Source organism: Blautia sp. An81 (assembly GCF_002161285.1).
Lineage (GTDB): Bacteria > Bacillota > Clostridia > Lachnospirales > Lachnospiraceae > Blautia > Blautia ornithocaccae.
The window spans coordinates 39944-62053 of sequence record NZ_NFHH01000020.1; the positions used below are offsets into that span (position 1 = coordinate 39944).

20 protein-coding genes are annotated in these 22110 nt (G+C 41.2%); 2 read left to right on the plus strand and 18 right to left on the minus strand.

Translation table 11 applies throughout. The annotated features are described in order from the left end of the window. The first annotated feature begins 213 nt into the window (after window positions 1–213). Entirely contained in the window at window positions 214–723 is a 510-nt protein-coding gene (locus B5G33_RS15340) for a GNAT family N-acetyltransferase (protein WP_087418245.1), read from the plus strand. A 4-nt stretch (window positions 724–727) separates the two neighbouring features. Here the strand turns inward: B5G33_RS15340 and B5G33_RS15345 are convergent, their stop codons facing one another. The 11 genes from B5G33_RS15345 to B5G33_RS15395 form a co-directional block, all read right to left on the minus strand. After that, on the minus strand, window positions 728–2155 hold the full coding sequence (locus B5G33_RS15345) for a CotH kinase family protein (RefSeq protein ID WP_087418246.1): 1428 nt from the start codon (window positions 2153–2155) through the stop codon (window positions 728–730). A 3-nt stretch (window positions 2156–2158) separates the two neighbouring features. Then, window positions 2159–2830, minus strand: a complete 672-nt coding sequence (locus B5G33_RS15350) for a DUF4956 domain-containing protein (protein WP_087273255.1) — start codon at window positions 2828–2830, stop codon at window positions 2159–2161. A 26-nt stretch (window positions 2831–2856) separates the two neighbouring features. Then, window positions 2857–3606: a polyphosphate polymerase domain-containing protein gene (locus B5G33_RS15355; RefSeq protein WP_242974719.1), complete on the minus strand. Its 750-nt coding sequence runs from the start codon at window positions 3604–3606 to the stop codon at window positions 2857–2859. Then, window positions 3584–4663 (minus strand): PepSY domain-containing protein, encoded by a 1080-nt coding sequence (locus B5G33_RS15360; protein WP_087418247.1) that lies wholly within the window; start codon window positions 4661–4663, stop codon window positions 3584–3586. Before B5G33_RS15360 ends, B5G33_RS15355 begins: the two co-directional genes overlap by 23 nt. A gap of 113 nt (window positions 4664–4776) precedes the next feature. Then, on the minus strand, window positions 4777–5718 hold the full coding sequence (locus B5G33_RS15365; RefSeq protein WP_087273249.1) for an anti-sigma-I factor RsgI family protein: 942 nt from the start codon (window positions 5716–5718) through the stop codon (window positions 4777–4779). Next, complete coding sequence (locus B5G33_RS15370) at window positions 5715–6443, minus strand: sigma factor (RefSeq protein ID WP_087273247.1); 729 nt, start codon at window positions 6441–6443, stop codon at window positions 5715–5717. Before B5G33_RS15370 ends, B5G33_RS15365 begins: the two co-directional genes overlap by 4 nt. Window positions 6444–6750: 307 nt before the next feature. Beyond that, entirely contained in the window at window positions 6751–7632 is an 882-nt protein-coding gene (locus B5G33_RS15375; protein ID WP_087273245.1) for a DUF3881 family protein, read from the minus strand. Window positions 7633–7646: 14 nt separating this feature from the next. Next, window positions 7647–8933, minus strand: a complete 1287-nt coding sequence (gene serS, locus B5G33_RS15380; protein WP_087273243.1) for a serine--tRNA ligase — start codon at window positions 8931–8933, stop codon at window positions 7647–7649. Between the two features lie 87 nt (window positions 8934–9020). Continuing rightward, complete coding sequence (locus B5G33_RS15385; RefSeq protein ID WP_087273241.1) at window positions 9021–9545, minus strand: DUF4446 family protein; 525 nt, start codon at window positions 9543–9545, stop codon at window positions 9021–9023. A gap of 19 nt (window positions 9546–9564) precedes the next feature. Further along, window positions 9565–10497: a ParB/RepB/Spo0J family partition protein gene (locus tag B5G33_RS15390; protein WP_087273239.1), complete on the minus strand. Its 933-nt coding sequence runs from the start codon at window positions 10495–10497 to the stop codon at window positions 9565–9567. Continuing rightward, complete coding sequence (locus tag B5G33_RS15395) at window positions 10494–11264, minus strand: ParA family protein (RefSeq protein ID WP_087273236.1); 771 nt, start codon at window positions 11262–11264, stop codon at window positions 10494–10496. The genes B5G33_RS15390 and B5G33_RS15395 overlap by 4 nt, the downstream gene beginning before the upstream one ends. Window positions 11265–11600: 336 nt before the next feature. Here B5G33_RS15395 and B5G33_RS15400 point away from each other — a divergent pair, with 336 nt between their 5' ends. Beyond that, window positions 11601–12554: an alpha/beta fold hydrolase gene (locus B5G33_RS15400; RefSeq protein WP_087418248.1), complete on the plus strand. Its 954-nt coding sequence runs from the start codon at window positions 11601–11603 to the stop codon at window positions 12552–12554. 110 nt (window positions 12555–12664) lie between these two features. Here B5G33_RS15400 and B5G33_RS15405 read toward each other — a convergent pair whose 3' ends face one another. From B5G33_RS15405 to mnmG, 7 genes are all read right to left on the minus strand, one after another. After that, complete coding sequence (locus B5G33_RS15405; protein WP_087418249.1) at window positions 12665–14134, minus strand: DUF4340 domain-containing protein; 1470 nt, start codon at window positions 14132–14134, stop codon at window positions 12665–12667. A gap of 1 nt (window position 14135) precedes the next feature. Further along, a complete protein-coding gene (locus tag B5G33_RS15410; RefSeq protein ID WP_087418250.1) occupies window positions 14136–15659 on the minus strand; it encodes a GldG family protein in 1524 nt (507 codons plus the stop codon). A 30-nt stretch (window positions 15660–15689) separates the two neighbouring features. Continuing rightward, a complete protein-coding gene (locus B5G33_RS15415) occupies window positions 15690–16553 on the minus strand; it encodes an ABC transporter permease (protein WP_087418251.1) in 864 nt (287 codons plus the stop codon). Window positions 16554–16555: 2 nt separating this feature from the next. Beyond that, entirely contained in the window at window positions 16556–17557 is a 1002-nt protein-coding gene (locus B5G33_RS15420) for an ABC transporter ATP-binding protein (protein ID WP_087273225.1), read from the minus strand. 384 nt (window positions 17558–17941) lie between these two features. After that, window positions 17942–19330, minus strand: a complete 1389-nt coding sequence (locus B5G33_RS15425; protein ID WP_087418252.1) for a glutamate synthase-related protein — start codon at window positions 19328–19330, stop codon at window positions 17942–17944. 37 nt (window positions 19331–19367) lie between these two features. Then, the gene (gene rsmG / locus B5G33_RS15430) at window positions 19368–20102 is read right to left on the minus strand and encodes a 16S rRNA (guanine(527)-N(7))-methyltransferase RsmG (protein ID WP_087418253.1); all 735 of its coding nucleotides are present in this window, start codon (window positions 20100–20102) and stop codon (window positions 19368–19370) included. After that, a complete protein-coding gene (gene mnmG, locus B5G33_RS15435; RefSeq protein WP_087418254.1) occupies window positions 20092–21999 on the minus strand; it encodes a tRNA uridine-5-carboxymethylaminomethyl(34) synthesis enzyme MnmG in 1908 nt (635 codons plus the stop codon). The genes rsmG and mnmG overlap by 11 nt, the downstream gene beginning before the upstream one ends. Between the last annotated feature and the right edge of the window lie 111 nt (window positions 22000–22110).

Below are 22110 nucleotides of genomic sequence, written 5' to 3' on the forward strand. Positions count from 1 at the left end.
TTCTCTTTCCATCAGATTCTCTTCCGGTCAGTATTCCGCTCTATGAACGCTTTGCTGACAGAACTACTGACAGCTCAGGCATTTTCTATTATTTTACCCTTATTTTCAAAAAGCGTCAAGAATCTTCAGGCTTTTTTCTGAAGATATATATTTTATTTGATTTCATATTTTTTTAGTATTATCCTATCAGAAACAGACAAAGGAGTTTGATTTATGGAAGGAAAATATATTCTTACAGCAGCAGTTCCTCAGAATCTTGATATATGCCTCGATATTATCCTTCAGGGAAAAGCCTTTCAAAGAGAGCAGGGTTTTATCCAGTGGACTGACGATTACCCCAACAGGTCTACCATTGAAGAAGACATCGAGAAAGGAATTGGCTATGTTGTAAAAGCAGAAAATCGGATCGCCGGCTATATGTGTATTGATTTTTCCGGAGAACCGGCCTATGAAAATATAGAGGGAAAATGGCACAGTGATCTGCCTTATGGAGTAATCCACCGCATGGCTTTTGATAAAGCATTTCGTGGAATCGGTCTTGCTGACATCACCTTTTCTCTCATAGAAAAGTTCTGTCTTAAAAAGGGTGTTTCCTATATACGCATTGACACGGACTTTCCGAATAAAAGAATGCAGCACATCCTGAAAAAGAACGGTTTTAAAAACTGCGGGATAATCACCCTTCGCGGAAGCGGTAGACTGGCCTTCGACAAGCTTTTTTAAATTTTCAGTTCCATGTCCTCATGTAATCCTCTTCAGCGGTCTCCAGATCCTGAAAGTCTCCCAAATCCTCCAGTCTGATATGTGCGGCGTCTAATCTGGCTTCGGGTGCTTCCTGCTGCCCTTTTATGGTAGCCGGCATTTCACCCTCCAGCTGCATCCGGATACTTTCTGCTCTCAGCACACATACCTGTTCCAGAGTATCCACAGCCAGTTTATAATCCTCATATGAACAGAATGCTGTAGGGTCTTTCTCTACATAAGGGTTTATCATTTTCTGAGTCTGTCTGAGAAAAAGCTGAAACTTTCCTGATTCAAAATATTGGGAAATAAATTGCTCAAAGAATTCCCGGTATCTTTGAAAATACTCATCTATTTTCATCAAGTTATGGTATAAAGGGCGATTCATCATCACGGATCCTTCTGCCGGAGTATAAATTGGATAATTAATCAGCACTGTTGGATCCTTAATAGGTTCTGTCTTTCCCAGGGCGTAGGTTCCAAAAGCCAGATTATAATCCCAGGGAAGGATGGACAGGATTCCTTCTTCTTCATACAAATAGTAATTATGCCCTGTATATCCCAGGTAGCTGTCCCAGTTCATTACAAAAACCTGTACGGTAAAGTACCTGAGCACTTCCTCTATATTCACTGCTTTCTCCAGTTCCTCTCCTTCGGAAAGTATCTTCAGAGCCTCTATTACCCTCTTTTTATCCCCCTGGGTGATATCCACCTTGGCATTGTCAAATATATTCGGATAGCTCTCCGGGTCATCATCAATATACTTAAGAGCCACATCGGCATTCTCTGCATCCAGCCGCTTATAATCCGGCTTATACAGTCTTCCGTAGTCATTGCCGAAATTTCTCCTGGCAAATGCTTCCTCTGGCTCCTCTATAGCTAAAAACAATCCCCAGCCTTCTCCGTTTACTGTCACCCAAACATAGCTGCGCAAAGGTGCCGGAACCTCCATAAATTCCATCATATCATAGGCTATCCAGGCCTTCATATAACTGTTGTCCTGAAAAGATGCGTCCAAAGACAGCTTATCTAGACCATAGTAATTTCCGCCCGAATTGAAATGGTCGAATTCCAGTTTCAGACTATATCTAGACAGCCCGTATTCTTCAGTAAGCCTCAGGGAATTGTTTCCCTTGGCCCTAAGTCCCACCTGATGAAATTCCTCTCCGTCTATTACTGCTGTGCAGGAAACATATTTTTCCTCCTCTGCATTTTCCAGGAACCCTTCCCAGTCTTCTATCTGTATATCCAGGCTATGTACCCTACTTTCATCAAAAAGCCGGGAAATATATCCGGGATTTTCGCTTGCCTTCGGTATTCCAAAAGCATCCCCATTCATAAAGATCAGAGTAAGAAGGACAGCTCCAAGAGCTGCAAGAATGCAGACAGCATCTATATACTTATATTTTACCATATCTTACCCCATATAATCTCCATTATAGGAAACAAGAACGCAGTGGGTAACGCCTTCCATAGCTGCCAGCTCATTCACAAACTGATTGCTGTCTTCCCTCAGCCGAACTTCATAGTTCAGTTCTATATCTCCGGCTTCCACACTTTTACTTTTTAGATTCATCCTTCGGACCTGAGAAGCTACGATAACCCTGACTTTCTCCTCTGTCTCCCGGCTGTCACAGTGGACCACCAGAATATAGGGACTGTCCACTGTCTTCCTGTTTGAAAAGCCCAGGATCACTACGCCTATAAAAATACTCCCTAAAACAGCCAGAGGAATCAGGCCAGCAGCCAGTATAATTCCCAGCGCAATGCTCCAAAACAGAAACGCTATATCCAGAGGTTCTTTTATAGCTGTACGGAAACGGACAATAGAAAGGGCCCCCACCATACCCAGAGACAGAACCACATTGCTGACTACCGTCATGATCAGGATTGTAGTGATCAGAGTCAGAGCAATCAATGTAGTGCCAAAGCTTGCTGAATACATAACGCTGCTGCAGCTTTTTTTATATACAAAAAAGATAAAAAGCCCCATTAAAAATGCCAGAACCAGGGCAATGGTCATATCAAGAACCGAGATTCCTGTAATATTCTCCAGAAAATTTGATTTAAATATATCCTGAAAAGTCATAACAAAATACTCCCCTCTCTCCCGGATCAGTCAAACCGCCTGCAAAGGGCATATTTAGAACAGGCCCCTGCCTGACGTCCCGGTACCTGTACAGCCATCCGCACCAGCTCCGGCAAAAATTCATCATACTTTACTTCCAGCACTCTGGAAAAGTCCATGGCTTTAATTCCTGTAAATCCTGTGTTTAAAAACTCCAGACTGCCCATTCCCGTATACAGATTTCTGTCCAGCGTGATCCTTACATTTCCCGGCGCATAGACAAAAGCCTCCCTGTCATAACGGACAATCGTCTTAGGTCTTAATCCCTTTCCCTGAATCTTACTGTATAATTCAATCAGAAGGGGCTCCCCTGATTCCAAAAGAAACCCATAGTCTCCCTTTAAAATCTTGTCTGCTTCATCCTGTGTGAGAGGTAGGCTTCTCTTTCCACAGAGGCCTTTCCTCTTAAACTTTTTTTCCAGGCGTATAAAAGATGTATCTGTGCCATAATATCTCAACCTGAATTTTTCTCTTTTATCTACTCCATCCAGTTTCTCTCTGTAAGCGCTGTCATAAGGAGTATCAAAGTAAAGGCTTGTGACCCTGTAGCTTCCCATAGGTCCCCCATGTTTATCATGGGAGAACAGCTTCCTCAGTCTCTGGGAAAGCACCAGATCTTCTCCAGGGCTGATCTGGTGCTTAAGCTCATGCCGCATGGATACCTTCTTTAACGGTTTAATTATCATAGTGGCTGTTTCCGTAGTCACTGTGGTCCTAGTCGTCATCTCCATCATCATCTATGTCATCATCCATGTCATCATCTGTGTCATCATCTGTGTCATCATAATCTGTCACACCGTCATTGTTTGGTCCATAGTCTGTGTCATCTATTCCTGATGTGTTATAATCTGTCACACCATCGTTATTGGGTCCATAGTCTGTATCTTCTGCTTCGCTGTAATCTGTCACACCATCATTATTCGGACCGTAATCTGTGTCTCCATAGTCAGTAATTCCATCATTGTCCGGGCCGTAATCCGTAGTGCTGTAGTCTGTCACACCGTCATTGCCGGTGCCATAATCTGTATCTTCTACTGTCTGCCCGACTACATGGTGCACTGCTTTTAAAATTTTTCCGGTTACTGCATGAACGTCATACTCATATTCATTATTGCCTGCTGTAAATTCCAGTTCGTAGATTGCAATTCCATCGTCAAAGTCAAATTCTTTATCTTCAAATACTGCATCTGCTGCACTGATATCAGCCTGAGCCAGAGCGATTTCCTTTGCCTTATCTAAGGAAATATAAGGAGATGGCTGACCATTCTTTGCATATCTTTCATCGTAATCGTCATCGTCTATAGTTACTATATCTGAGGTTAATTCCAGTCCCGCTACTGCTTCCTGAGTATTTCTGCTTATAGTTTCCAAAAAATCATCATCAGGAAGAACAGAACCAGGCTCCATCTGGATCACAATATTTTTCTTGTGACCATCTATTTCATCAACGAAGTATCCGGCTTCATTGATTCTGTTGATCAGTTCTTCTAATACTATGCTGCAGTCTTTTCCCTGATAATCCTGATATGCGGAAACAATTCCTTCACCATCCACATTTTTTCCTGTAAGAGCTGTTACCTTACCTTCTTCATCATATTCAATACTGATTTCCGGATTTACACTTAAGGTAATGATTCCTGTATCTGCAAGGGCTGTTCCCTGGGAAGATTCTGCTGCTGTAATTTCCTTTTTCTGCTCTGTTCCAGCGCCCTGGCTACCGCACCCGGTTGTAAAAACCGCTGCCGTAAAGGTAAGAGATGTTAATGCCGCTAATAAAACTTTTCTCATTTTCATAATAGATGCTCCTTTCACTTATACCATTTATCTCTGGCTCTTTTTTTCCTTGTATTCATAGAATACGGAAGCACTTTTTAAAAAACGGGGTATCCTGAAAATTTTTTTATTTTTTAATCATCCTCTTCTTCGTCGTCATCGTCTTCATAGTCTGTTTCTTCCTCCTCTGATGTCTGAGGCATCTGAGACTGAGGAGCTGTCTGGTTATAATCTGTTATACCATCATTATCCGATCCATAATCTGTATCCTCATAAACTGCCGGTTCTGAAGGCTGAACCTGCTGAGGCTGAGGCTGCTGCTGGGGAGCCTGCGTTTCCTGCTGTACTGCAGAAGACTGCTGTTCCTGACCGCTTTCCCGGCCTGTTTCCTGAGACACTCCGCTGGAATTTTCTCCGCTCTGTGTTTCCTGGGTCGCTTGGCTGGATCTATTCTCGCTTTGTCCAGGATTTTCTGTCGTAGAAGTCTCCGTATCTCCTGTCTGACGATCAATAATCTCGATAGTAATGGAAAGTCTATTCTTTAGGTGCCTCTTTACTTCCGATTCCAGTTCTTTGCTGTATTCTGAAAGAACAGCTTCCTCCGGGGCATCAATGGAAAATGATACCTGCCCTCCTTCTGAAAGAAACCCCATCTCAATAGCCCTGTCAATAAGTTCATCAGTAACAGTTACCTTATCTTTTCCTTTTCCCTCATATCCTTCCAGAAGAATCTTTCCATCCTCATTTGTCCCTATGAGCTCCAACACCTCCCCCTGCCGGTTGAGGTTCATCTGAACTTCCGGATTAATTGTAAGGTAGATAGAAGAGTAGGATACCATATGTCCCTGGTAATAGTTCATTCCAAAGACCAGAAGGAAACAGGCTGCTATGGCCGCTGCGCCTCCGGTAACCCATCTTACAGGTCTAAATCTTTTTTCCGGTTTATCCCTCATCAAAACAGGGTCGTATACCGTCTGTCCCACTTCATAGTGAAGGTTTGCAGCCTTCAGAAATCTTCCTTCTTCATCCAGTAATATGGCATAGCTGGAGTGGCATTCCATAACAATATAGCTCATCTTCCTGTCACTCCTTTCATAACCTGTTTTAAATGACCTCTGATAATCTCATATCCGTTTGTATAGATCAGCAGCAGCGCTACCATATATTTTCTGTGACGCTCCATCGTTTTTCTTTCAGCGCCGCTTCCCTGACAAAGCCTTGCGGCCGGCAGACGCTTTGTCCTCAGCAGTTCTTCAAAGATTTCCGGATTTTCCCTGGCATAGTTCAAGGCTTTTCTGCAGGCGTTCAGCGTCCTCTCCTGCTTTGGGCAGTTATCTGATACATCAGTCAGGGAAACTCCGAATTCTTTCATCTGCTCTGTCAGTTCTTCAATTTCCTTTCTTGTAGCTTCTCTGACTGTCATTTCCTCGCTGTGGTCTTTCCCATCAGATAAAGTATCTCCTAAAGCTTTTTCTTCATCATCACCAGCAGGGGTTTCCAGAGAAATTACCTTGCTGTGCCTCTGCTCCTTTCGATGATAGTCTATCAACCTGCTTTTAATCAACATGGCAGCATACTTAAAAAACGCTCCTCTTGCGGATGAATATCCGCAGATAGCCTCGTGAAAGGCTATCATAGCTATGCTCAATTCATCATCATGGCCTTCCACTGGGGGCCGCCGGAGAAATTTTGCGGTTTCTGCTTTTATAAATGGCATATATGTACGAATAAATACATCTGCCGCCTGCATATCGTCCCTGGCAGCTTCTACCTGTCGGATGATATCCCGCCCTTCCCTCATATTACATTTTCCTCCTGTATATAGATTACGTATCTCTCTTATTAAAACCGGGGCAATTTGCTAAAAATTGTAATAAATTACGGTAATCCTATCATCTTCATGTAAAGTTAATTGTACTCACTTTGTAAAATTTAAGTAAAAAACTGCCGTATCTCACTGATGCCCATACAGACATTTTGTAAAATACGACAGCTGTCGAAAATTAATTCTATTCTTTCTCTTATCTGAAATTATAGCCTAAAGTTTATTGTATTGTATCATTCACTTTCAGACAAGTCATTATGCAAAATGTGAGTGATACAGTGCACTAGTATTGAAAATCTACATAGCCTTGAAGCCACACAACTCCTTTAAATCTTCGGCCTCTGGCCGGTTCTCCCAGGAGATCATTTTCGTTGACGCATACGTCCAGTTCAATATCGTTACAACAAATCCGCATCTCGTAGACCGTATCTCCTGTAAGAATATTCTGGATCTTTGTGCATTCCAGGATCTCTCCCATGATATTATACAGATCACATTCCATTCCATAAGGCATAAAATAACTGTCCACAATACTGTACACATCTTCATTCTCCACCCTCTGGGAGATCATGGAATATGTATCCATATCCTCTATAGTAAGACTTTCCATAGCTTCTTCGTCCCCGTTTTTGGCGGCTGCCATAAGTCTTCCTCTGTTCATGGTCTTTTCCTCTGCTTCTGCCGCCTCTGCCTCCTGCTTCAGCACAGGCAGAAGAATCGTGCCTTTCTTGGCAAGGCCGGAAAGAGTCAGGCTATGGACTCCTCCCGCATAGTGGCCTTTGCACCTTTGGGTAAGATATTCCCCTGCATTTTGCAGATAAAAGATAATTGTCACACCGATACGCATATCGTCACAGGCTCCAGCATAGGATTCCTTCCCAGCATGCTTTTCAATTACCACTTCCTCTTCCATGGTAATGCCTGTTCCCCGGAAATATGGAAAATAATATTCCATCTGGAACTGATCATCCTCATCATATTCTCCGCAGACGGTAATGCCGAAGTCACAGCCGTACATTTTGGACAGTTCGGTAAATAGATGATTGCTTCTGTCCTCCACAACGGTCTTTTCATCATAGTTCTGGATAACATCCTGCAAAATGGTATCCAGTTCTTTCTTTTCCGTTATATCGGAAAACCCGATTGCTTTCAAATAACTGTGCAATGAGTAACCTCCACTTATTTCTTGGGCTTAATTACTTCTGCTCCTCCCATATAAGGTCTGAGAGCCTCTGGAATCTTTACAGAACCATCTGCCTGAAGGTTGTTCTCCAAAAAGGCAATAAGCATTCTGGGAGGTGCTACAACGGTATTATTTAATGTGTGGGCAAGATATTTTCCATCTTTCCCGTTAACGCGGATCTGAAGTCTTCTGGCCTGAGCATCTCCCAGGTTTGAGCAGCTTCCCACTTCAAAATATTTTTTCTGTCTTGGAGACCAGGCTTCTACATCTACAGATTTCACTTTCAGATCTGCCAGGTCTCCGGAACAGCACTCCAGAGTTCTTACAGGAATATCCATAGAACGGAAAAGATCTACTGTATTCTGCCACAGTTTATCAAACCACATAGGACTCTCTTCCGGCTTACATACTACGATCATCTCCTGTTTTTCAAACTGATGAATACGGTACACGCCTCTTTCCTCGATTCCATGAGCGCCTTTTTCCTTACGGAAGCATGGAGAGTAGCTGGTAAGAGTTTTTGGCAGTTCTTCTTCCGGAATAATGGTATCAATAAATTTTCCGATCATAGAGTGTTCGCTGGTTCCGATCAGATATAAATCTTCCCCTTCAATCTTATACATCATAGCGTCCATCTCTGCAAAGCTCATAACGCCTGTGACTACGTTGCTGCGGATCATAAAGGGCGGAACACAGTAAGTAAAACCTCTGTTAATCATAAAATCCCTTGCGTAAGAGATCACTGCAGAATGAAGTCTTGCAATATCTCCCATTAAATAATAAAATCCATTTCCGGCAACTTTTCTGGCGCTGTCAAGATCCAAACCATCAAAGCTTTCCATAATTTCTGAATGATAGGGAATTTCAAAATCAGGAACTACAGGCTCACCATATCTCTGAACCTCTACATTTTCACTGTCATCCTTTCCAATAGGAACCGATGGATCAATGATATTTGGAATAGTCATCATAATTTTTTTGATTTTTTCTTCCACTTCTTTTTCTTCAGCAGAAAGACTCTCTACTCTCTGAGCATTGGCAGTAACCTGTTTCTTGGCCTCTTCTGCCTCTTCTCTCTTGCCTTCCTTCATCAGTCCGCCAATCATCTTGGAAATCTTATTTCTCTCTGCTCTCAGACCTTCTACTTCCTGCTTGATCTCTCTGTTTCTCTTATCCAGCTCTATAACTTCATCTACCAGAGGCAGTTTGCTGTCCTGAAATTTATTTTTAATATTCTCCTTTACCACTTCTGGATTTTCTCTGACAAAACGGATATCTAACATTTTCTCTTCTCCTTATTGATTTACATAACTTCTTTATTATGGTTTACATAACATTCACCAAATTTTATACTTTCTGTGATTTGGAAATCAAATATCAAATTCACTTTCCTCGATTCCAAAATTCACAGCTCTCTTCAGGGCTTCCACTTCTTCCTCACTTAACATTATATAGGATTCCCCATTTACGATTTCTTTAATATACAGAAAACAATTTTCTCTGCTATGTATAGCATTCAGCAGAAATCCTGTATTCTCTTTGTCCAGCAGAGCAAGAACAAAACTGAGCTTTCCACCCATATCTTCAAAAGCATCGTATTTTACAATACCATATTTATGAAGCGAACTATTGTAAAGTTTCTCCAGCTTCTGGATATCTTCTCTGTTTATCTCACTGTTGCTTGCCAGTTTCTCAATCATATCAAATTTTCTTTTAAACAGTTTTTCCAGGGATTGTCCATCTTTACCCTTCATAAAGATCTTATATTTCTTATTCAGCCTGCTTAATCCTAAAGAAAGATTAAACGTACAGATTAGAAGTATGATCACCAGAATCAGAAGGGAAAGAAGCAGGATTCCTGAATAATTCTGCAGTGCATCTAAAAAATTACTCATACGTTTCTTACCCCTTATTCTATCTGATAGTCTCTAACAGTTCCACAATTCGTTCCAGTTCATCTTGAGAATAATATGCAATCTCAATTTTCCCCTTATCCTTGCTTTTACGACGAATAGCTACTTTTGAGCCTATAATTCCCTTTATTTTTTCCTCCAGCTGTTCGTATACAAGGTCCTGGGCCCGGTCTGCTTTCTTCTCTTTCTCTTCTTTTCGAGGATTAAGGATTTCCTTGACCAGTTTCTCTGTTTCTCTTACACTGAGCTTTTCATCAAAGACTTTAATCGCTGCAGCATGCTGCATATTCTTATCTTCTATAGACAAAAGTGCTCTGGCATGTCCTGTAGTAAGCATTTCATCTATGAGCATCTGCTGTACTCTTTCATCCAGCTTCAGCAGCCTCATAGAGTTTGTTACTGCTGTCCTGCTTTTGGACACACGTTCCGCGATAGTATCTTGTTTCAAATGAAACTCTTCCATGAGCCGTTTATAAGCTGCTGCCTCTTCGATAGGATTTAAATTTTCTCTTTGAATATTTTCAATAAGAGAAATCTCCACAGCTTCCTGCTCGGAAAACTCTTTTACAATTACAGGTATATCCTTTATTCCGGCCAGCTTAGATGCCCGCCATCTTCTCTCACCTGCAATTATCTCATAGTAATCGTCTTTTTTCTGCACCAGCAACGGCTGAAGTACACCAAATTGTTTGATAGACTCTGCCAGTTCCAGCAGAGCATCCTCGTCAAACTGCTTTCTTGGCTGTTTTCGGCTGGGCTCTACCTGGGCAATCTTCACCGTAAAAACTTTTCCTTTAGCCTCCCCTTCCGGTTCTTTCACTGTTAAAGTTTTTTCTGGTGTTTTCTCGGCTTGTCTGGGTTTTGAAGTGTCACTGATCATTGCGTCAAGACCTCTTCCCAGACCTCTGCCTAAGCCACCTTTTTTTGCGGTCATTCTTCATCCTCCCTGTGTAAAACTTCTTCTGCCAGAAGGCGGTAGCTTTCTGCACCTACAGATCGTGTATCATATAAATTAATAGGCATACCATAACTTGGCGCCTCTGCCAGTCTTACATTTCTCGGAATAATTGTTTTATAAATGGACTGATTCAGATTGGCTTTTACATTTTCCACAACCTGAAGAGAAAGATTTGTTCTGGCATCATACATTGTAAATACAACACCTTCTATAATAAGATCTGGATTCAGCCTCTCTTTTACCAATTCAATGGTATGTATAAGCTGCGTCAATCCTTCCAAAGCATAATATTCGCACTGTATTGGCACTAATACAGAGTCCGCTGTAGTCATAGCATTAATCGTCAGAATATTCAGAGAAGGCGGACAATCCATTATAATAAAATCATAACTATCTCTGATAGTATCGATTTGATTCTTTAAAAGGAATTCTCTGCCCTCAATTCCCACCAATTCTATTTCTGCCCCGGCAAGATTAACATTAGATGGTATTAAAGAAAGGTTATCATATACATTTTCAATAATACAATCTTTCAGCTCCCTCTCTCCTACCAACAGTTCATATAGGGTATTTTCTGTGTCATTTTTATCAATTCCCACACCGCTGGTGGCATTTCCCTGAGGATCAATGTCTATCAGCAGGACTTTCTGGTTCTGTTCTGCCAAACATGCAGAAAGATTAATAGCTGTGGTAGATTTTCCTACTCCACCCTTTTGATTAGCAATTGCAATAATTCTTCCCACTTATATTTCCCCTTATTGTAGATTAAAATTTATCTTTAAATTTCTAAAATTCATTATATCACCTTTCTTTTTCTATTTCTATACCAAGTGTTTCACGTGAAACATTTTTTATATTTTAATGAATTTTTCACTTGTTTTTATTCTTTTCTTGTTCATGTTTTTTGCTCCTGAAATGAACAGTCACCTTGCTAAGACTATGTAATGTTTCACGTGAAACATTTATCTTCAGCAACACCACTGCTGTCCGAAAATCTTCCAGGCTTTTTTTCTTGTATAATTGTTCTCTATGTTTTATAATATAATACAGGAAAATTAGTAGGAGGTATTGACATTAGAATGAAAAAGAATAAACACCGATTGGTCACTCTTGGTATTTTATTTACCGTAGCTACGGGAATTATATATCTTATTAACCGCATAGTTTTTGCCTCTGCAACTCTTAAAGATTTACTAAAATCTTCTGCTGACAATTATTATAATTGGAGATTTGGAAAAATTTATTATAAGAAAAAGGGTAGCGGTTCCCCTATACTGCTAATTCATGACTTGACAGTATATAGTTCCGCATATGAATGGAAAAACCTCATAGACAAACTGTCAAAGGACCATACAGTATATGTTCTGGACCTTCTTGGGTGCGGACGCTCTGAAAAGCCAAGAATAACTTATACAAATTATTTATATGTTCAGCTTATTTCTGACTTTATCAAAAATGTAATTCATGAAAAGACAGATATTGTAGCCAGCGGATATTCCAGTTCCTTTACTATACTTGCATGCCATAATGAATCTTCCCTTTTCGGAAAAATCTTTTTGGTAAATCCGCCTGAACTATCTACTTTAAATAAGATTCCAGGAAAAAGAAGTAAATTATATAAGTTTCTTCTTGAACTTCCTGTATTTGGAACCCTCGTATATAATATGATAACCTGCCAGAGCAATGTACAGCTGCTTTTCACAGAAGAGTATCTTTATAACCCCTTTGATGTATCGGCAGAAATGATTGATACATATTATGAAGCAGCTCATAAGGGATTTAGTAATTCAAAATTCCTGCTTGCCAGCATTATCGGATGCTACACAAACAACAGTATCAATCATGCTTTAAGAGAAATTGATCAAAGCATTATCCTTATTTCAGGTCAGGGAGAGGAAAAGGGGAAAGCAATTCAAGAAGCCTATGTTACTATCAATCCATCTATTGAAACTTGCTCTATAGAGAGAACAAAACACCTTCCTCATCAGGAAGCAGGAAACAGATTTGCAGAATTATTAAGCATTTATTTATAGTTTCTAGTAAAACGAGGCTGTCGCATTAGTCAAAAAGTATGACTAATGCGACAGCCTCGTTTTTTCAGATATTTAGATGTGCTTTTTTATCATATGTTTCACGTGAAACATTATTGATTCAATTCACTCATAGCATTATCAAATGCTTCAAAGAGTTCTCTGACATCCATTTTATTAACCATCATATGGTTTCCTTTGGAATCTACAACAAGATAGAAATTTGTATCATAGGAATAGAAATCTACAGTTACGTTAATTCCGCCTTCTTTATAAAAATTGATGCTCATTTCTGCATCGCCAGAGGGCTGTGCATTTTCATCCTGACTCTGCCACGTCATAGCAGTGATCAGATTGTAGAAGTTATTAAAATCTGTAGTTTCTATTTCCTTATCATTTATCATGTATTTTGTTTCTTCTGTTGTTTCTCCATCCTCATCTTCACTTTCTACCTCTACTGTTTCCTTGGTAGCTGTATAAGTCTCACCATTTCTGGTAAAAGTTACTTTGTCCAGATCTGCAAATGAATAGTCTGCAACTTTTGTGCTGAGGAAGTCTTCTTTATTCACCTCTGTAATATTCTGAATAGTTGATGCAGCTATGGTATACACACAGGAATCTTCCTGAAGTTTTCCGTAATAATAAGTACTGTCCTCTGTCTGATTTCCTAAGAGCATCACCATTTGCTTATCTACTGTAACTGTAGATTCTTCCTCACTATCTTCTGAATCTTCACTGCTTTCATCCTCTGAATCTGTGTCTTCAGCTTCTTCCTCTACCTGGTAATCCACTGTAATCACTGTAGGATTATCCAATCCGTAAGTTCCCAGATTGCTTAAATCATAAGTAACATAGTTAGTCCAAGCCAAAGTAGAAAAGTTGCTGGTATAAGTAGATACCAGAGAACTGTCTGCAGGAACGGTACTTCCATCTGTGTCTGCAAAAGTCCAGCCTGTTTCTGAACTACTATCCTGATAAAGTCTGGCAGTACCCTCGGGCTTCTGTATTGATACACTAGTTATGGTACTTCCTGTAATGCTGGGGATTTCCTCTTTATCTGCAATATCACTTAAATCAAACTGAAGATTCTCCTTTAAACTGCTGTCTACCAGATAAATCTTACTGTTATCATCATTTAAACTCATATAACAGCCAGATACTGCATCATTGGTGGCTCCTAGTTTTAAAGTATTCTCTTCTCCATCTGTATCTGTCACCTTTACAGTCACTTCCGGAGCATCCAGTCCATATTCTTCCAGATTCTCGGGATTTTCAATGGTTCTGGTTGAAGATACAGACGTCACATAAGATACTTTATCCAATATAGCAGACTCACTCAATGGAAAGCTGGAATCCTGACTATAGCTCCATGTATCATCGGAATGGGTGAAATCAAAAGTATTATCTCCTGAAACAATCTGCAGCTGGCCGATATCCTCGGCATCTATTTCAAAAACTGTTTCTGTTGTCTCTTCTTCCTGGTCATCTTCATCGTTCAGATTAAGACTCCTCAACACAAAATAAGCAGCCAGCAAGAGGACTAATATAAGGGTTCCGATAATCAAGCCTTTATTTTTCTTCATATCACTGTTTTCTCCTCTTCATCCAGATACCAAATCCGATACCGAGAACGCACACCGGAATAACTGCTGTTACAACAATACTCCAAAAGCTTACATCTGCTGCTGAGATTGTAAGTGAAGAAGTATCCAGGCTCTTACTTGCAATAGAGATGGTACTTGTACTGTCTTCCTCTGTCTGACACAGCCAGGACAGTGATGATGACAGAAGTTCATAGTTTGTTCCTGATACATAGCTGTTAATGGTGTCATCAAAAATTGTGCTTGATGAAAAATATACAATCTGTGTCTCAGCATCATCGCTAACCTCTTCTGTAATGGCTACCGCCAGATCAAAGGGACCGTCGATGTCAGAACTTTCTTTTTCTACTGTCTGCATATTTTCCAAATCCGTCTTAGAGTAAGCACTGTCTGAAGTTGAAAGAATACTCTGCACGTTCAGAGAATCTCTTACATTATCAATTGTCTCAATTCCCTGGGCAAGGGCCATAAGCACATATCGGCTGCCAGATGATAAAGAAGAAGTAATATCCGTGCTCTTAATATCCGGAAGCAGATAATAAGGATTCTGGGAAATATAGTGGTCTGTATCTCCTTCCATAACAACTCCGTCTACTGTACGAACGCCGTAATTTTCCAGGACAGATTTAAAATTCGGCATATCCTCAGTAGTGTAATCGGATATAATAAGTGCCTTTCCTCCATTCTCCAGATAATTAATAATCTTTGCTGCCTCATCTTCTGAAATATCTGTAGCTGGCGAATATATGAGCAGACAGGAAGCATCTTCTGGTACAGCGTCCTGTGTCAGAAGGTTCAGAGACTGGATTTCTATATTTGCCTTTTGAATAGTCTCTGTCATGTTTGTACTCATAGAAATCTCGTCATGTCCTTCCAGAGTATATAAAATAGGCATATCCTCTGAAATTACATAATTGATAGCACTGGTAAGCTGTCCCTCTCCATCAAAAGCCGTTGTCTCCTGAGTATAGGTCTGATAATTAATACTTGTCTCATACATATCACTATAGTCTACTACTCTGCTCTTATCTCCGCAAACTACAATAATACTATTATTATTTACAGAATCTGAAGTGTACTGCTGAGTAAAAGTAGGATAAACTGCCGGGTCTCTCTGCTCTACAGTAATATGCTCGTTTCTTTCTTCATATCGTTCCAGAAGCCTTTGGATATCACTGCTCTCCGTACCTTCCTGGGCGATCAGATACAATTCTACATCTTTGTCAAGATTGTCCAGAACCTCTTTTGTCTGATCTCCAATGGTATAAAGTTTTTCACTGCTCAGATCTAACTCTCGAATACTGGTAGGCAGTTCCTGTATCACCAGATTCAAGACCACTGCAATAGCAACAACAAGAGCTGTTATACCTATGCTGTAAGAACCATGGTGTAAAATCTTTTTGTTTTTAGTTCTTTTTTCTTTAATATTACTAATAGTATTCTTAATATTTATTTTTTCTTTAAGCTTCAAATTTTTTAAGCTGAATTTTCCTTTTGATTTTTTCATATCTGCATCTCCTTTACTAAAATTTCAGATTTAACTCCAACGCCGTTTTTGTATACTCTGAATTGTAAGAAATACAAAAATGCAGATAACCGACAGCATATAAATAATTCCTGATAGGTCTAGAATGCCGCCTACAAAGTTATCAAACTGGTTTGATATTGCCAGAAGATCCAGCAGTTTCTGTATCAGTCCCTCATAAATAGAAGATTTCACAATATACAGCACTACATTTACTGCTACCAATACAATTCCCAGCACAGAGGACAGAATCATATCTTTTGTCATCTGATATACTACCAGTGCGATAATCACGGAAATAACCAGAAAGGCTGCAAAAGAAGCCATAGATGTACTGGAAAAAAAGCTGGAAATTCCGTCCATTACATAGCTGCAGAACAGAACTCCAAATGTAAGCACTGCTGCAATAATCTGACTTTCTGTTATAGAAGACAGAAAAAGACCTACCGCAATCTGAGCACAGCCCAGAAGATAGAATCCAAATACTGCTGTATAAGTCGTTGTATAAGAAACTGTTCCGTATCTTCCCATAATAAAAGGATAGCAGCCCGCTATCACTACAGGGATCAGATATATGGATATCATACTCAGATATTTACCAAAAACAATTTTCCATACCGGTACAGGCGCTGTAAGCAGGAGCTGGTCTATCTTATTCTTTTTCTCCTCAGAAAGTATTCTCATAGTAAGCACTGGAGTAATGATCAGGAAAAGGAAGGTCACTGCATTCAGCGTAGAACCGAAGTCAGGACTTGCATATTGGAGATTATAGGCCGTGAAATAAATTCCCAGTAATAGTAAGATAAATGCAATAAAAACATATCCTATCATGGAAGTAAGATAACTTCTTAATTCTTTTTTGTATACTGCCAGCATAATTATTCTTCTCCCTCCTCTTCTCTCTCATCTTCAAAGATTTCTTCTTCTGTTGGCAAAGTCACCTGACTCCTCTCATCTGTAAGCTTCAGGAACACTTCTTCAAGAGACATATTTGACGACTGCATTTTCAAAATCGGACATTTTGCTTCTGCAAGGGCAAAGAATATATTTTCCCTCATGTCCACATCTCCTGCAATTTTTACAGTAAAGTCGCAAGCTCCTGGTATTATAGAATTATGGTAAATCATATCTTCTATATTCTCTACTAAATCCAAGGCCTTTCTAATCTGTCCTTCCTTACCTTTCACAGTCAGTTCCAAAGAATTTGCGCCTGACATCAGACGGCTCAGATTTTCCGGTGAATCACTGGCCACCAGTCTTCCTTTATCAATAATCAGCACATAATCACACACTGCGCTTACTTCAGACAAAATATGAGAGCTGAGAATAACCGTATGATTTTTCCCCAGACTCTTTATCAGATCTCGGATTTCTATGATCTGCTTAGGGTCCAGTCCTACAGTAGGTTCATCCAAGATAATGATCTCCGGATATCCCAGCAGGGCCTGAGCCAGTCCCACTCTCTGTTTATATCCCTTCGACAGGTTTTTTATCAGTCTGTTCTTTACATTCTGAATTTTCGTAGTTGACATAACTCCATTGATATTTCCCTGTCTTTTCTCTTTTGGAATCCCTTTCAGCTCTGCTGCAAATTCCAGGTATTCCTGTGCTGTCATATCCTGATACAAGGGCGGCAGTTCAGGAAGATAGCCTATTTTTTTCTTGGCCTCCTCCGGTTCATCCAGAATATTGTGTCCGTCAATCAGAATATCCCCTTCTGTAGATGCAATATAGCCGGTGATCATATTCATGGTCGTAGATTTTCCCGCGCCATTAGGACCCAGAAAACCGTAAATTTTCCCCTTTTCCACGGTAAAATTCAGGTGATCTACAGCAACATGAGCACCGTACTTTTTTACAAGATTCCTAACTTCAATCAAGATACTCCCTCCTTATTAATCTTTTTTGACTGTTCTATTTTATGGGAAAATTGTGATAAAAATTAGGTTAGAATGTGATTTTTCTGTGAAACAAAAAGACTTGTTATAAAAAGAGGGACGGGAACTGCTGGTATAGTTTTTCAATAGAGAATAGAGAGGGCTGCTTTCTTGCTCAGTCTGCGCTGCTCTGAGCCTGTAGTCTCAGAGCATGCTCGACAGATTCGCATAAAGCAGCCCTCTCTATTCTTTTTGTACGTTATGAAGCAGTTCCCTGTTTTATTTCGTAGGGAAGTCTTTTGTTTCATATGTATGGGTTATTTAGTTTACATAATTTGTTTACATAAGTGTTTCGACAGTTAGAAGTGAATATCTTCTTTGTGGGGATTACGCATGGGGAATATTTGTATGTTCGCTTATTTCACGGCTGGTGGTGCACAGGTCTTCTACGGACAGGTCGTGGAGGTTTTCGTGGCCGGTGATGCGGGCGAACATTTTCAGTTCCTCTAAGGTGGTATTTAAGAAGTTTCCCACTCTTCTGGCTCCGGCTTCTCTCTTTAATCTGGCTCTCAGTTCCGGGTCCTGGGTAGCTACGCCTACAGGACACATGCCGGTGCCGCAGATACGGTACTGCTGGCATCCCAGAGCCATCAGCGCTGCAGAAGCAATTGCTACAGCATCGGCTCCCATAGCTATGGCTTTTGCAAAGTCTGAGGATACACGAAGCCCTCCTGTAATGATCAGGCTGATATCTGAGCCTATGCTGTCCAGATACTTTCTGGCTCTGTAAAGGGCATATATAGTCGGTACACTGGCAGAATCCCGCAGCATCAGAGGCGAAGAGCCTGTAGCGCCTCCTCTTCCGTCTATGGTGATAAAATCAGGCTCTGCGTACACGCAGAAAGCCAGGTCTTTCTCTATCCTTCCTGCTGCAATCTTTACTCCCACAGGGCGGCCTCCTGAAGCCATTTTAAGCTGGGCTACAAGGCCTTTCAGGTCCTCTCTGGTATTTATTCCAGGGAACCTGGAAGGGGCCGTTATTTCCTGTCCTGCAGGCTTATTCCTTATCTTTGCGATTTCCTCTGTCACCTTCTCTCCGGGAAGATGTCCTCCCATTCCAGGCTTGGTTCCCTGGCCGATCTTGATTTCAATTGCATCTGCATTCCGGAGATTTTCCGGTGTAACACTGTATAGATTTCCCACATACTCAAATATGTATTTATCTGCTGCTGCCATCTCCTCCGGCAGGATTCCTCCCTCTCCTGAGCACATGGCGCTTTTTCCCAGCGCAGAGCCTTCTGCCAGAGCAATCTTTGCTTCTTTTGACAGTGCTCCAAAAGACATGTGGGAAATATATACGGGATTTTCCAGTATCAAAGGTTTCTTAGCATGCTTTCCGATGATCGTCCTGGTATTTACCTGAGCATCCTCAGCCAAAGGCATTGGGTCCAGCTGTGCTCCCAATATAAGGATTTCGTCCCAGGAAGGCATAGGCAGCTTAGTTCCCATGGCAGCATGAATGCTTTTTCCTGTAACTGCCATTTCATGGATTTCTTTCATATACCTGCAGCTTTCATCTTCTCTGACAAATTCTCTGGGATATTCCAGACTTTCTGTCTTTTTTTCTTCTCTCTTTACCTGCCGTATCTCCTCATAGATGGAAAAAGCTGAAGCCGGCTGATGACAGACCGGACACTCCTTCAGCTCTGAAAAAGGAATTCTCTGTTCCTCTTCGTCAAAAACATACCCACATACATTGCATTTGTACTTTGCCATACAATACCTCCTTCTTAATTTTCAAAAGATTTATCTCCTAGGCCTTCTCCAGCCCCAGAGGTTCCTTTGCCGGAGTTCCCGGTTTTCTGGGATACTTTTTCGGTGTCTCCTTTACCTTCTTTATAACAACAAGGGTCCGGTCCATATCCGTCTGGCACAGCTGAAAACTCTCTGTTTTCTCCAGTTTTCCTCCCAGAAGAGATATGGCCTTTTTGCCTTCCCTTATTTCTTCCTCTGCCTGTCCTGCCTTATAGGAAACAAAATACCCGCCCTTTTTCACATAAGGCATGCAGTATTCACATAATACTGCCAGACGGGAAACTGCTCTGGACACGCTAAGGTCATATTTTTCCCTGTACTGAAGCTTCTTTCCCCCTTCTTCTGCTCTCAGATGGACTGTCTCAATATCTTCAAGACCCAGTTCACCAATAACCTCATTTAAGAAGTTCAGCCTTTTATTCAGAGAATCCAGTAGGGTTACCTTCAGATGGGGAAAAGCAATCTTCAGAGGAATTCCCGGAAATCCTGCTCCTGTTCCCACATCAATACAGGTATTTATTTTTTGCATATCCACAGTTCCTGCAATGGACAGACTGTCTGCAAAGTGTTTCAGGAGCACCTGATCAAATTCTGTGATTCCCGTCAGGTTCATGACCTTATTCCACTGAATAAGCAGTTCATAGTACCGGATAAACTGTTCTTCCTGCCTCTCTGTGAGAACAATACCGTATTCTTGGGCTCCTTCTCTTAAAATGCTCATATCATAGTTCATGCTTTTCTCCTTTACCTGACTGTCTTCTGTAAGTTTCCATATACACCAGAAGTACAGAAATATCCGCCGGAGAAACCCCTGCAATTCTGGAAGCCTGGCCTATGGAAACTGGCCGGAACTGTTCCAGTTTCTGTCTTGCCTCCATGCGCAGGCCGCTGATCTGGCTGTAGTCCAGGTCCTGTGGTAGTCTTTTTTTCTCCAGCTTTTTAAATCCCTCTACCTGCTTCTCCTGTCTCTTTATATAACCTTCATACTTAATGTTAATGTTCACCTGATCTCTTACATCCTGAGGCAGTTCCGGACGATTTTTATCCAGAGGAGCCACAATATCATAGGACAGCTCCGGCCTTCTGATCAGGTCTGCCAGAGATATACCATTCTTCAGCAAAGTGCTGCCATGGTCTTTCAGCAGCTCCTGTACTTCCGGTGATGCTCCTACGTGGACATGCTCCATCCGTTCTTTTTCTTCCTGTATCTTCTCTTTTTTCCAGAGCACATATTCATACTGTTCCCTGGTCACCAGACCTACTTTATATCCTTTTTCTCTCAGCCTCAGGTCCGCGTTGTCCTGCCGCAGGAGAAGCCTGTACTCTGCCCGGCTGGTCATCATACGGTATGGCTCATGGTTCTCCTTAGTCACCAGGTCGTCGATCAACACCCCGATATAGGACTCTGACCGGTCCAATATGAGCATTTCCTTACCCAGTACCTCCATAGCCGCATTAATGCCTGCTACCAGTCCCTGAGCTGCTGCTTCTTCATATCCGGAACTTCCGTTAAACTGCCCTCCTGAAAACAAGCCTTTAATTTTTTTGAACTCCAGGGTGGGGTAAAGCTGATTTGCATTAATGCAGTCATATTCTATAGCATAAGCATTCCGGACAATTTTTGCATTTCCCAGCCCAGCCACTGAACGGTACATGGCATACTGTACATCTTCAGGAAGAGAGCTTGACATACCTCCGATATACATTTCATTGGTATACAGTCCTTCTGGCTCAATAAATACCTGATGCCGGTTCTTATCTGCAAATTTTACCACTTTATCCTCAATAGAAGGACAGTAGCGGGGGCCTGTACCCTCTATCATACCTGAGTAAAGAGGTGACCGGTCCAGGTTTTCCCGGATAATCTCATGGGTCTTTTCATTGGTATAGGTCAGCCAGCAGGAAATCTGATCGATCTGAACATCCTCAGGGTCTGTGGAAAAGGAAAACGGTACCACTCTCTCGTCTCCAAACTGCTCTTCCATCTTGGAAAAATCAATGCTTCTTTTATCAATACGGGCAGGTGTTCCTGTTTTAAACCTGTACATTTCAATTCCCAGATTTTTCAGGGAATCCGTAAGATGGTTGGCCGCCTGAAGACCATTAGGCCCTGTATAATTGCTCACATCTCCGTAAATACATCTGGCCTTTAAATAAGTCCCTGTACAAAGTACCACTGCCTTTGTATGATACACGGCTCCTGAATAGGTCTTAACCCCTTTCATGACTTCATCTTCTGCAATAAGTTCTGTGACCTCTGCCTGACGTATTGTAAGATGCTCTGTATTTTCCAGAGTCCTCCTCATTTCTTCTGTATAAGCATGCTTATCTGCCTGAGCTCTGAGAGAATGGACTGCCGGTCCCTTAGACACATTAAGCATTTTGGACTGTATAAAGGTCTTATCAATATTTTTTCCCATCTCTCCGCCCAAAGCATCTACTTCTCTTACCAGATGTCCCTTGGAACTTCCTCCTATATTGGGATTACAGGGCATAAGCGCAATACTGTCCACACTGACAGTAAACATGATCGTCTCCAGCCCCAGCCGCGCACAGGCCAGAGCCGCCTCGCAGCCTGCATGACCTGCTCCCACCACGGCAATATCATAATTTTCTTCCAGTACCTTCATTTTCCCTGAATCCTTTCTCCGTTCTTATATTCTCTGATCCCCGCAGACAGCGGGGGCTGCTGAATCCACATTTTAAATCTGTTTTGTGGAGAATACCCACATTTTTTATGT

Bases quoted from the DNA above. Each gene is read 5' to 3' on its own strand.
- B5G33_RS15340 (WP_087418245.1), top strand. From the start codon at position 214: ATGGAAGGAAAATATATTCTTACAGCAGCAGTTCCTCAGAATCTTGAT.
- B5G33_RS15345 (WP_087418246.1), bottom strand. From the start codon at position 2,155: ATGGTAAAATATAAGTATATAGATGCTGTCTGCATTCTTGCAGCTCTT.
- B5G33_RS15350 (WP_087273255.1), bottom strand. From the start codon at position 2,830: ATGACTTTTCAGGATATATTTAAATCAAATTTTCTGGAGAATATTACA.
- B5G33_RS15355 (WP_242974719.1), bottom strand. From the start codon at position 3,606: ATGATGATGGAGATGACGACTAGGACCACAGTGACTACGGAAACAGCC.
- B5G33_RS15360 (WP_087418247.1), bottom strand. From the start codon at position 4,663: ATGAAAATGAGAAAAGTTTTATTAGCGGCATTAACATCTCTTACCTTT.
- B5G33_RS15365 (WP_087273249.1), bottom strand. From the start codon at position 5,718: ATGAGCTATATTGTTATGGAATGCCACTCCAGCTATGCCATATTACTG.
- B5G33_RS15370 (WP_087273247.1), bottom strand. From the start codon at position 6,443: ATGAGGGAAGGGCGGGATATCATCCGACAGGTAGAAGCTGCCAGGGAC.
- serS (WP_087273243.1), bottom strand. From the start codon at position 8,933: ATGTTAGATATCCGTTTTGTCAGAGAAAATCCAGAAGTGGTAAAGGAG.
- B5G33_RS15385 (WP_087273241.1), bottom strand. From the start codon at position 9,545: ATGAGTAATTTTTTAGATGCACTGCAGAATTATTCAGGAATCCTGCTT.
- B5G33_RS15390 (WP_087273239.1), bottom strand. From the start codon at position 10,497: ATGACCGCAAAAAAAGGTGGCTTAGGCAGAGGTCTGGGAAGAGGTCTT.
- B5G33_RS15400 (WP_087418248.1), top strand. From the start codon at position 11,601: ATGAAAAAGAATAAACACCGATTGGTCACTCTTGGTATTTTATTTACC.
- B5G33_RS15405 (WP_087418249.1), bottom strand. From the start codon at position 14,134: ATGAAGAAAAATAAAGGCTTGATTATCGGAACCCTTATATTAGTCCTC.
- B5G33_RS15410 (WP_087418250.1), bottom strand. From the start codon at position 15,659: ATGAAAAAATCAAAAGGAAAATTCAGCTTAAAAAATTTGAAGCTTAAA.
- B5G33_RS15415 (WP_087418251.1), bottom strand. From the start codon at position 16,553: ATGCTGGCAGTATACAAAAAAGAATTAAGAAGTTATCTTACTTCCATG.
- B5G33_RS15425 (WP_087418252.1), bottom strand. From the start codon at position 19,330: ATGGCAAAGTACAAATGCAATGTATGTGGGTATGTTTTTGACGAAGAG.
- rsmG (WP_087418253.1), bottom strand. From the start codon at position 20,102: ATGAACTATGATATGAGCATTTTAAGAGAAGGAGCCCAAGAATACGGT.
- mnmG (WP_087418254.1), bottom strand. From the start codon at position 21,999: ATGAAGGTACTGGAAGAAAATTATGATATTGCCGTGGTGGGAGCAGGT.